General features: G+C 49.6%; 5 protein-coding genes. 3 read left to right on the top strand and 2 right to left on the bottom strand.

Translation table 11 applies throughout. The features are described from left to right. A partial coding sequence (dnaK, locus tag Q0372_RS05785) for a molecular chaperone DnaK (protein ID WP_298103677.1) occupies positions 1–1,781 on the top strand: 1,781 nt, incomplete at its 5' end. Positions 1,782–2,307: 526 nt separating this feature from the next. Here the strand turns inward: dnaK and tupA are convergent. Then, complete coding sequence (gene tupA, locus Q0372_RS05780; protein WP_298103675.1) at positions 2,308–3,126, bottom strand: tungstate ABC transporter substrate-binding protein TupA; 819 nt, start codon at positions 3,124–3,126, stop codon at positions 2,308–2,310. Between the two features lie 70 nt (positions 3,127–3,196). On the opposite strand from tupA, the gene tupB reads away from it, so the two are divergent. Both tupB and tupC read left to right on the top strand, forming a co-directional pair. After that, positions 3,197–3,889 carry a tungstate ABC transporter permease TupB gene (tupB, locus tag Q0372_RS05775; protein ID WP_298103671.1) on the top strand — a complete coding sequence of 231 codons (693 nt, stop codon included), beginning with the start codon at positions 3,197–3,199 and terminating at the stop codon, positions 3,887–3,889. After that, the gene (tupC, locus tag Q0372_RS05770; RefSeq protein ID WP_298103668.1) at positions 3,886–5,220 is read left to right on the top strand and encodes a tungstate ABC transporter ATP-binding protein TupC; all 1,335 of its coding nucleotides are present in this window, start codon (positions 3,886–3,888) and stop codon (positions 5,218–5,220) included. The genes tupB and tupC overlap by 4 nt, the downstream gene beginning before the upstream one ends. A gap of 492 nt (positions 5,221–5,712) precedes the next feature. On the opposite strand, the gene Q0372_RS05765 is transcribed toward tupC, so the two are convergent. Then, positions 5,713–6,970: aminotransferase class V-fold PLP-dependent enzyme (locus Q0372_RS05765; RefSeq protein ID WP_298103665.1), on the bottom strand; the 1,258-nt coding region annotated here is incomplete at its 5' end.

Here is a 6,970-nt window from a genome sequence, read left to right as displayed (position 1 = left end):
GCACCACTCCTTCCGTTATCGCTTATTTGGACGGCGGCGAAATCCTCGTCGGCGCGCCTGCAAAACGCCAAGCGGTAACCAACGCTAAAAACACCATCTACGCTGTAAAACGTTTGATCGGTCATAAATTTGAAGACAAAGAAGTCCAACGCGACATCGAATCCATGCCTTTCGAAATCATCAAAGCCAACAACGGCGACGCATGGGTGAAAGCGCAAGGCAAAGAGCTGTCTCCGCCGCAAGTTTCCGCAGAAGTCCTGCGTAAAATGAAAGAAGCCGCCGAATCTTACTTGGGCGAAAAAGTAACCGAAGCCGTGATTACCGTTCCGGCCTACTTCAACGACAGCCAACGTCAAGCCACCAAAGACGCAGGCCGCATCGCCGGTTTGGACGTAAAACGCATCATCAACGAGCCGACCGCAGCAGCGCTTGCGTATGGACTGGATAAAAAAGAATCCGAAAAGATCGTCGTTTACGATCTAGGCGGTGGTACGTTCGACGTAACCGTGCTAGAAACTGGCGATAGCGTCGTAGAAGTTTTAGCTACCGGCGGTAATGCATTTTTGGGCGGCGATGATTTCGATAACAAGCTGATCGACTTTTTAACCTCGGAATTTCAATCTGAAACAGGCATCGACTTGCGCGGCGATGTCATGGCTATGCAACGCCTAAAAGAGGCTGCGGAAAACGCCAAAAAAGAGCTAAGTAGCGCGATGGAAACGACGGTAAATTTACCTTTCATTACCGCTGATGCTACAGGTCCAAAGCACCTGATGAAAACCATCACTAGAGCTAAATTTGAAAGCATGATCGATTCTTTGGTAGATGAGACCATAAGCACGCTTAAAAAGGTTGTAAGCGACGCAGGTCTTAGCATGAACGACATCAAAGAAGTCGTCATGGTTGGCGGCTCGACGCGCGTGCCTTTAGTGCAAGAGGAGGTCAAAAAGGCTTTCGGCAAGGAGCTAAATAAGAGCGTAAACCCTGACGAAGTCGTAGCGATCGGTGCAGCGATCCAAGGCGCGGTCATCAAAGGCGACGTAAAAGACGTGCTACTACTCGACGTCACTCCGCTAAGCCTCGGCATCGAAACCCTGGGCGGCGTGATGACTAAGATCATCGAGAAGGGAACTACGATACCTACGAAAAAATCTCAAACCTTCTCGACTGCAGAGGATAACCAAAGCGCCGTTACGATCAACGTCTTGCAAGGCGAGCGCGAGTTTGCGAAAGACAATAAATCGCTAGGAAATTTCAATTTAGAGGGCATCATGCCTGCTCCTCGCGGAGTGCCGCAGATCGAGGTAGAATTTAACATCGATGCGAACGGAATTTTAACCGTTTCGGCAAAAGACAAAGCCACCGGCAAGGCAACCGATATCCGCATCACCGGCTCAAGCGGCTTAAGCGATGCCGAAATCGATAAGATGGTGAAGGATGCCGAGCTTCACAAAGAGGAAGACAACAAGCGCAAAGAGACCGTCGAAGCGCGCAACCAAGCCGACAGCATCGCACATCAAACCGAAAAGAGCCTAAGCGAGATGGGCGAGAAGGTACCGAGCGATCTACGCGCTAAGATCGAAGGCGCGCTAAATGATCTAAAAGCCGTGCTAAAGGATGAAAACGCGAGCAAAGAAGCGATAAACTCCAAAGTAGAAGCTCTAAGCAAGGTCGCCGAGGATCTATACAAGGCTGCCAGCGCAAATCAGGGCGGATCGCAAAGCAGCGGTGCAAACGGCGGTAAAAAAGACGACGACGTCATCGACGCCGAAGTCGAATAGCTCGCTAACGCAAAGTGAAATTTTATAGCCGCGCGCTCGGTAATTTTGCTAGAGCTTGAAAGGCAATTTTACCGGCACGCAGCAGAAGCGGCCCCGTAAACCGCACATAAAATTTCATAGCTTCACAGACTCGGGCGTTTTTCATACGCCCGAGCTTAACTGCTACTTCAAATTAAATTCCCAACAAACTAAAATTTTGAGTCACACATAAATACTACTAAATTTTGCGCTGTATAAATACCGCTAGACATTAGAGTATATCCAAACGCGATCGAAATTTCTCCGCACCGATCTCAAATATAGCTGAAATTTTAAGCCTATCGCCTACAAACGAAGCTACGATAAATTTAAACGTATGGCTAGAAAGTAAAAAATGTATCGTAAAAAGACGCGGTAAAAAGCGCCGGTTAAATTTTAGAAGCAAAAGAGCTAAATTTAAAGGCGCGCAGATTGATTTATGAAAAAGCGAAAGCCCAAAGGCGGCGATTCGCCTTTGGGCTTTAAATTTAGCCTTATTTAGCTAGAGCTAGTTCTTGCGAGTATTCGCATCAGGAGTGAAAAGCGGCTTATTTAGCAGCTTGAAGTCGCCTACGAACTTCTGCCCCTTCTCGCTAGTGATCCATTTGATGAAGCGTTGCGCGTTTTCGTAGTCCGCTTTTGGGCAGTGCTTTGGATTGACCGCGATTACGGAATAAAAATTCTTCAGATCGTTATCGCCTTCGTTGATGATAACCATATCGGGGTTACCCTTTTTATTGTCCTCATATTTGATGTAGGTGCCGCGATCGGTGAAGGTCACGCCCTTTTGTTCGGCGGCTGCGTTGATCGTAGCGATCATACCTTGACCGGTTTGGTTATACCACGCCTCGTTTTCAGGCACGGCGCCCTCAACCTTTTTCCAAATTCCTTTCTCTTTGTTATCGGTGCCAGATTTATCGCCGCGAGAGAAAAATTTAATCTTCTCCGCCTTAATTAGCTCGAATGAACCCTTAAGATCCTTGCCTTTAAATTTAGGCGCGATGGATTTATCGGCGATGAGGATAAAATCGTTATACATAACGGGCGTGCGGTCAACGCCGAAGCCTTTTTCTACAAATTCTTTCTCGACTTTCGGCGAATGCACGAAAAGTATGTCCGCATTGCAGTTCTCGCCAAGCTTTAGAGCAGCACCTGTGCCTACCGCCGTCCATTTGATATCGACGCCGGTTTCCGCCTTATACGCAGGATAGATAGCGTCTAGCAAGCCCGTATTATCGGTACTCGTTGTAGTTGCCATCACCAAATCGTTATCGGCGGCAAAAAGGCTCGCGCCAAGAGCGAGCGAAGCGAAAAATATTTTTTTCATGTTATCTCCTTTAAAAAATATGCTATTATAGCATATAAATTTGCCAGAATAGAACATTTAGGACACAATCTTGGACTTTATTTTAGAAGGAATTTTAAGCGCATTCGGACTGCTTCTTAGCGGCGACGCAGAGACATTTTCGGCGATTAAAGCGACGCTTTATACTTCGAGCATCTCGATATTTTTTGCGATTATAACCGGCTTTCCGATAGGATTTATCCTCGGATTTTACGAATTTCGCGCTCGCAGAACGCTTAGGCTTTTAAGCGACGTCGCGCTTGCGATGCCCACGGTAGCGATAGGACTGATCCTTTACGCTTTCATCTCCAGAAACGGCCCTTTTGGCGAACTGGGGCTGCTTTTTACGCTCAAAGCCGTGATGCTCGGGCAATTTGTGCTGGCGCTTCCCATCATCGTCTCGCTAAGCGCCAGCGTCATCGAAAATATGGACAAAAAGCACTATCTAAACATTATGAACTACCGCCTAAGCCCGCTAAATTTAATTCTTTGCGTGCTTTATGAGCTGCGCTACGCCCTACTCGTCGTCATCGCCACCGCCTACGGGCGGATCGTCGCAGAGGTGGGCGTAGCGATGATGATCGGCGGCAATATCAAATATTTCACCCGCACTATCACCACGGCGATTTCGCTTGAGACCAACAAGGGCGAGTTTGCGATGGGTATAGCGCTCGCGCTGGTGCTGATTTTAATAGCGTTTGCGGTAAATTTAGCCATCCACGCGCTAAAAAGGTTGGATCGATGAGTGCAGATAAGCTAACGCGTCCGAGCAAGAATTTCACGGACAAAAACCGGGCGGAGCAGGAGCGCAAAAATTTTATGAGTGAAAATTCCACAGACGCAAATTTCGCCCTTGAGAATTCTACAGACATAAATTCTACGCGCGTGAATTCCGCCGCCGAGAATTCTATGAGTAAAAATTTTGCCGCGGGAAATTCTAAGAGTAAAAATTCTGCCGCGGAAAATTCTAAGAGTAAAAATTCTGCGACCAAGAATTCCATTAGCGCAAATTCTGCGAGTGAAAATTCTACGAATGAAAATTTCGCGACCGAGAATTTCGCAAATAAGAAATTTACGGATAAGAATTCCGCCACCGCGCGATCTGTACCCAATAGCGAGCTGATCTTGGTGCGAGATCTGGTGCTGCGCTACGGACGGAGCGAAATTTTAAATATCCCCAGTCTCGATCTAAATACGAGCGGCATCACGGCGCTTTTGGGCTCCAACGGCAGCGGCAAATCCACGCTGCTGCGGATTTTAGCTTTTTTGCAGCGCCCGAGTAGCGGCAGCGTGGAGCTTTGGGGGCAGCTGGCGCCCTCTTTGCAGACGCTGCGGCAGATCTGCTTGCTGCTGCCCGAGCCCGTGCTTTTAAAACGCAGCGTGGAGCAAAATTTTAAATTTGCGCTCAAAAGCCGCGGCGCGCTTGCGGAATTTGACGAGCGAGTGGATGAAGCACTCGGCCTAACGGGGCTTGATAGAGGTTTTTTATCAAAGAAGCATTTCGAGCTTAGCTCGGGGCAAACGCAGCGCATCGCGTTTGCGCTCGCTCTGGCGCAGCGTGCGAAGCTCTATCTGCTCGACGAGCCGACCAATAGCCTCGATCTTGCCGCCTCCAAGCTCTTTGCGCGCGCGATTTTATTTATGCGGAGTCGCTACGGCTGCGGTTTTATCATCGCCAGCCACGATGAGAAATGGCTCAGCGCGATCGCGCAAAGAAGCGTATTTCTGCATCGCGGCAAGATATGCGAGTTTGAATACAAAAATATCTTTGACGTGCAAAACGGGGTTTTAAAATTTTCGGATGAAATTTCGCTACGCCTTGAAGAGGGACTCGCACGCGCCCGCAAAATCGCGATAAATCCGAGTAAAATTTTATTATCCCAAAGCCCGTTTGAGCGCTGCTTTGCGGGGATTTTGCACTCGGTTTCGCTTCAGTACGGCTCCTCGCTGCTCATCAAGATCAAAGCGGGCGACGTGTTGCTAAAATGCGTCACGGCGCAGGATGAGCGGCGCTGGAGCGCGGGCGAGAGGATCTATTTCGGATTTGAAAGCGGCGCGTTTTTAGGGCTGGAGTAATTCTGCGAGAAGTGCGGATAAGCTTTATTTTGCTTTAGAATTTTTATTCGCGCGGCGCTAATAAATTTCATTTCTGCCTCAAATTTTCACTGCGAACCATCTAGCGCGGCGTACCCAGCGAAACAGAGCATAAAAATTTGCGTCTTTAAATTTTGAAATTTATAGGTATGGCTTTACCTAGCGGCGCGGCGTGAAATTTTAAAATTCCATTGCTAAGAAATTTTAATGCTTAGCCGCGAATACAGCTAACGGGATTTTGAAATTCCACAATTTCTAGACGCGGAATTTCAAATTCTAAATTTTAACTCTGCAAAGCCTGTCGTTTATTTCGCCTACAGTGTAAAGGCGTAACGATGGTAAGAATTCTGCGGCGCAAAACTCGCGTAAAATTCCAAGCAGAAGTGCGGAATTCCGATAAATCTTAAAAACGGCGCGGAATTTTATAAAATTTCACGAGCTCAAAAAAGCGGCAGAGCTCTAACCTCACGCTACTTAAATTTTCCCGCCGAACATCTCATACATCGCCTTTTCTTCGCCCCAAAGCTCGCGGTGCTTTTTGATGCAGGATTTTATCGCGCCAACTAAATAGAGCACGTCGCGCTCGGTGTGCGTATAGTGCAGGCTCACGCGCACGAAGCCGGGCTTGGCTTCTGGCATGCGCCCCTCCTTGATACCGAGCAAATCGTGAGCGTACGGGCCTGCGCACATCACGCCCGCGCGCGTCTGGATGCCGAAGTCGTTGCTAAGGCTCGCGGCAAAATCATACGCCGAGACGCCGCGCACGTTAAATGAAAAAATCGGCAGCCGCGGCGCGCCCTTTGGAGCGTAGTTTATGATCTCGTCAATGCCCGCTAGCTCGCTCTCAAAAAGCCGCGTAAGCTCGTCCTCGGCGCTTTTTATCCTCTCAAAACCCACCTCGTTTCGCAGCGCGTAGGCTAAGCTTGCCCGCATGAGCCCGATGATAGGCGGCGTACCGCCCTCCTCTAGCTGCTCGGGATTTTTCAAAAACACGTGCCCTTCGCGGCTGGCGTAGGCGACCGTCCCGCCCGCGGCAAATGTCGGCACGTCACTGCTAAGCAGCTCCTTTTTGATCGCCAAAAGCCCGCAACTTGCGACTCCGCCGAGTAACTTATGCGGCGATAGGAAAATCGCGTCGAAATAGTCGCAATCTAAATTTGCGTGCGAGCTCAGCGCCGCGCAGTCAAAGGCAACAATGCCGCCCGCGGCTCTGATTAGCTCGCTGATTTTTTTGTAGTCGCTAATGACGCCCGTGACGTTTGAGGCGGCGCTAAACGAGCCGATGATGCGGCGTGTTGTGTTTAGCTTTAGGATGCGTTCAAGTGCGAGCAAATCGATCTCTCCACCCTCGCTAAGAGGCACGCGCAGGTAGTCGCAAAGCCCCTCACGAAAGCTAAGCTCGTTTGAATGGTGCTCGTATGGCGAAACGAGCACGAGCGGAAGCTGCGCGGCGCGTAAATTTGCCTCGCCGATCGCGCCTCTGGTCGCAGGCGGTAGGTAGATGCCTAGTAGCTCCTGAAATTTCTTGATCGCAGTCGTCGCGCCCTGCCCGCAGGCGATGAGGCAAAACCGCTCGTCAAGCCCAAGTAGCTTTTTTAGGCTCTCGCGCGCGCCCTCGTAGCGCTTCTGCGTGATGATCGCGCTTGAGCTACTGTCGGAGTGGGTATTGGCATAGGTTTTTAAAATTTCGCCTATCTCGCGCTCTACGGGCTCGTAAGCAAGCCCCGAAGCG

Origin of the sequence: uncultured Campylobacter sp., assembly GCF_937997405.1 — a bacterium.
Classification (GTDB): Bacteria; Campylobacterota; Campylobacteria; order Campylobacterales; family Campylobacteraceae; genus Campylobacter_B.
The sequence above is the reverse complement of the archived record's forward strand: the minus strand, read 5'-3'. Positions and strand labels throughout refer to the sequence as shown.

Coding starts and splice junctions, on each gene's coding strand:
- tupA (WP_298103675.1), bottom strand. CDS start 3,126: ATGAAAAAAATATTTTTCGCTTCGCTCGCTCTTGGCGCGAGCCTTTTT.
- tupC (WP_298103668.1), top strand. CDS start 3,886: ATGAGTGCAGATAAGCTAACGCGTCCGAGCAAGAATTTCACGGACAAA.